The organism is Microbacterium sp. Bi128, assembly GCF_918698205.1.
The window spans coordinates 1-4,493 of record NZ_CAKKMM010000348.1; the positions used below are offsets into that span (position 1 = coordinate 1).

General features: G+C 63.6%; 1 protein-coding gene and 1 pseudogene. One reads left to right on the forward strand and one right to left on the reverse strand.

Translation table 11 applies throughout. From position 1 onward, the window contains the following. A pseudogene (locus LQV45_RS18720) lies at positions 1 to 580 on the reverse strand (IS110 family transposase); the annotation flags it as partial. A 1,461-nt stretch (positions 581 to 2,041) separates the two neighbouring features. On the opposite strand from LQV45_RS18720, the gene LQV45_RS18725 reads away from it, so the two are divergent. Then, positions 2,042 to 2,284, forward strand: coding sequence for a hypothetical protein (locus LQV45_RS18725; RefSeq protein ID WP_230008313.1), 243 nt, complete (start codon positions 2,042 to 2,044; stop codon positions 2,282 to 2,284). Positions 2,285 to 4,493 lie beyond the last annotated feature (2,209 nt).

The following is a 4,493-nucleotide window of genomic DNA, read 5'->3' on the forward strand; positions in this document are numbered from 1 at the left end:
ACACGCTCCAGGGCAGGGGTGGATCTGGGTCTGCAGGCCTCGGATCCTGTTCGATGTTGCGTGGCCTGTTTTGCCAAGTCGTCGTCGAAGCCGCAGAGCATGGTCAGTTCGGCGAGCTGTTCATCGGCGATCTGGATGGAGCGCAGTGTGTGGGGCATGGTCCGGGCCGCTTCGGCGATGATGAACGCGTCCCGGGCGTCGGTTTTCGCTTCGCCCGGGTGCAGGTCCGCGATCCGGCGCATCGCCAGCCCGGGCAGGTATCCGACGGTGACACGGGCGGCCTGGGCAACCGCGACGGGGAGTGCACCGATCGTCGCGGGCTGGTCAACGACCAGCAGAATGCGGCCGTGTTTGCCCAGAGAAGTCAGTATTTCGCGCAGCCGGGCCTCGTCGTTGGGCAAAGCCTTGTCGAAGAGCTTCATCCCCGTCCGGTCCACTGCAACGGCGTGGTGCTCGCCGTTGCCGACGTCCAGGCCGATGAAGACATCAATGCTTTCGTGGTTTCCGATCACCTGTACCTCGCCGTCACAGCAGCTGATACCTGTGCTGGACTGTCCGCGGTGTCAGAGCCCGCATCCACGCTACGCACGACGATCCCAAACTGTCCTGCCTCTATTAGCGGTCTCTCCGGCACCTACCGGACCCCGGTGACAACACCCCCCGGATCATTGACGACTGGGGGCGGCAATCATGCCGGGGCCGGCAGGCCAGCATACCCTCATCCTGCAACAGGAACGGGCTACGAAAAAGGTAACGGGGCGGCACCGGTGGCGCCGACTAGTTCCGGCGGCTCTCTCGCTTCCGTCCTGGCCCGGGCTCTCGCGGGTTGCGGCCGTGGGTGGGGGGCCGACGCAGTGCCGTGGTCTTTCTGTGGAAATCGTCAGCATCGCCGGCCCTGCTTGGGCGAGACCGAGGGACACGTGCGGAACGACGGGCTGGTGCTGGGCAGGCGGGTGTCCCTGACTGGGGCGGAGCTTCCTGAGCGTGGAGTCCGATGCGTTTCCGGTGGCCGTACCGTCCACTCTGTTGCGTTCCGTGGGTGGAGCTTCTGATCGCATGGAACGGCCACACCGTTCATAAATGGCAGGTGCACAGTTCTCGTTGTTGCGGAAGGGCCCCCTCTCTGCCGGTGCCGCTGCGATCGCGCTAGTCAGCAACAGCCATCTTCGCCGCCTTCCAGAGCTCACGGACCATCTGGGCTGGAGTGGTCCGTCAATGTTTCACGTGAAACGGGGCCGCGAATCTGCGCCTTGCCCCATCGAACGCCAGGCAGGCTGGGCACCTATGTGAGGAGACATAAGGGCAGATGAATCCGGCCAGCGGTTGGAGACCGCTGCGCAGTCGTCAATCCGGCAGCCGGACCACATCCCTGCCCATGCGAGTCCGCCTGCGGATTGGCGATCCGGCTCGGCCATTGCACCGTAGGTGGTCAGCGCAATGCCGGTGGACTGGGGTGCCGACCAGTCGTTTGACCAAGGGTCCACCGTCTGCGTCATGATGGTTCGGCTTCCCCTTGCAAGGAATCGACCCACAGCTATGGCCCACTTTTGCCTGTCGGCCGGGCCGGCCGCGGGTGCGCCATGCGACCACATTGGTCCATGCCGGTGCGAAGCAGGAGAAGCGGCTCACTACGGCGTGGCTGCTGCTTGGCGGCGGAGCAAGCTCGCCGCAGCCACAGACGAACCTCGGAGCGACTGTTGTACCGTTCCCAGTCTCTGCGGGATCACCTGCTCCTGGGCGCCTCTGAAAGCGTCATATGGCGCCGCTACTGCGTTGTATGCCCGCGTGGTTGGCTGAACGAAGGCTAAGCAAGCTGCAGGGCATCTGAAGCCTTGCACGCCTCGGGATGCTCTAATACGGCACTGTCCGGTCCTGGCGGAGGCCGGCGGCACTCTCTCGCTGCTTACGATCACGGGTCGTGGGGGCAGCTTCCGTGAACGAAAATTGAAGTGGGTTGAACCGTGGGTTCGCGCGCGGGCCGGCAGGTTGGTCTGCTTGCTGCTTCGTCGGGTTCGGGCCATGGCTTTGTAGGAACGTTCCGGTGGTTACGGTAGAAATTGGCGCCGGACACGCGCCTCGAAAAGCGAACCTCAACAGAGGTCTCGATGTGGGCGTGGACGAAGATCGGGACAAAGTCGACGGCGCAGACCTGGACGCCGACCTTGGCGCGGGAACGGACGCGGGCCGTGATGCGGACGGTGATCTGGCGTCGGCGCCACAGGAAGCATGTAGTCTCGATCGCATTGTTGAAGACCTCTTGTGGGAGTCTGATCGCGAAAGCTGACCGGAACTGCCTCGCTTTGCGGATGTCTGCGTCCTTCGACTCCCCCGCTAACTTGCCGCTCACCCCTTTCGCCGGCTTGCTCCGACGTCCCCGATTCCGCATTCGGTACATGATTGTGCCTGTCAGTTTGCCGGGACCCGGGCAAAGGGAACCGGGGCCCTGACACGCATCCTCCCCACCCAGGTAGCCGGGTGCCATGACCGCCAACGTTCTGCTGCAGTCCCGTCGCCGCATTCAGCTGTAACCATGCGCCATGCCGGCATGCCTGATCTCCTGGGGGCCCCGGCGGGCGTGCTGTTCCTGCCGCATTTTTCAGCTTCCTCCGGTGAGCCCGACGCCTTATCCAATAGCCGAGATGGCCCTGGGGGGTCTTTCCCGGCACTCCGGACACGGCTCCCCTCATCCGGAACAGCACACCGGACGCCTCGCGGGCCCCCCACACTGTGCCGCTGCTGACGCACCTGCCGGCTTGCCAGTACCCGCTTGATGAGAGTGCAGTGCAGATCCAGTACTGCTGCACACCGGCTGATCCTGCTGCAGAGTGGTTGGAAGGAGTCTTCCGGCAGGAGCTCAGGCCGCGCGCCGCACCCGCGAGAAGGGAAGCGGAGGCCATGTGAAGTAGGGTCAGGGCCGTGCCGACTGATCCCAGACGCCGACCACGCCTTCCTGTGGATACGGCCTGGCTGGAACTGTCGGGATGGCTCTTGTGTGGGCATCCAGCCGCCATCATAGGGAAGCAGCCGAGCTGCTGCATGTTCCAACTACACGGCTACCCGCGCCGGGTCCGCTCCCCCGGACCAGTGTGTTTCGGGCGGCCAGGTTCGTCGCCCCGGGCACCAGGGCGCAGTTGCCTGCAGGATCCAATCCGCTGATCGCACGGGACCCGTAAGTTGGTGCGGCAACCGGAGGGATTCAAACCGCAAAGAAGGAAGGTCTGCATCCGGACCAATCTGATTGGGTTCGGGACTCGTGCATGCGCGTGTCAACTGTGCGGGCTCGACCGACCCGACCGCGTTTGCAGTCCGGTGCCTCCCTCATCCGAATCCCCGGGTCGACAGGCAATGCATCAGTCGGGACACGTCCAGGGCCGTCTCAATGCAAACAACGCATGACAAACACTCGGTCGACGAGCCTCTTCGTGTTGGCATCGGCCAACGGACCCGGCGGGTCCGCGAGGACCGGAGTGGAAAGATGATCGACCGGACAGACCCAGCGAGGGCGTGAGGGCCGCCAAGGTCTCCGAGCTCAGAGCATGTGAGCTGCCCGGCAAAGCCCATCGATTCAGCGGGTGCCGTCGTCGCATCTTGGCCCGGCAAAACGATCACCTGGACGTGGGACGGGAGAGTTCCTTGGGACAGTGACTCCGCTCCCCTGGTCTTCTTGAAGTCCGCCTTGCGCTGTGGAACAAGCTGGCTTCGGCCGGCGCGGCGGGCGATGCAATGACACGTCGGCGGTCCCGGCGTTCGACGGGTTTTGGTTCGACCCACCTGGATTTGCAGCTCCCGGCCGCCCTGGGATGACACGTCCGGAGGGTACTTCACCGCAGGTCAAAGCTGCATCCAGGCGAGGTTCGCGGGGCCGCTCCCGGCCCGAGTTTTAGCCAGCGGCCGGTCGATGGCGCGGTGGATAGGGCGGTGGATATTGCTGTGGATAACTTTGTGGATTAGTGACTGACGGCAGCCCGCTCGGGACGCCAGATTCTTGTACGAGCTGCTGCCGTGACAACTGCCCCGAACCTCCTTTGAGGGCCCACTGTCCGTTTCACGTGAAACATGACTATGGTGTGCAGCGACGATGGTCCAAGCATTCGCGAAGATGTACTAAATCGCCGTTCTACGGTTAATTTTTCAGGGATATACGCTCGAAGACCTGATTGCGGGCCGGAGTTCCTCATTGGGGTCCAGGACATATCCCCGGCACGGCGGATGGCGGGTCAGAGGACCAGTACCGGAGGGGCGACGGCGCTCGGCCACTCACTAGGAAGGGCATGTGAATAATCTCTCAGCACCTGTGGATAACGGTGTGAATAACTTCTGTGGAGAAACTGGTGGATATCGAGTGAGCTCCGGATCTTATAGCCGCTGGACAGGCCGGAAATGCTTGGGTGTCGGCCACCGCCGACCTCCGCTTGGTACCCAGCTCGGCGGTCGTGATGGCTCGTGGATTGGCGGTCGGTAAGCCTGCACCGGTTCCTATGAGTGTGGGGAAT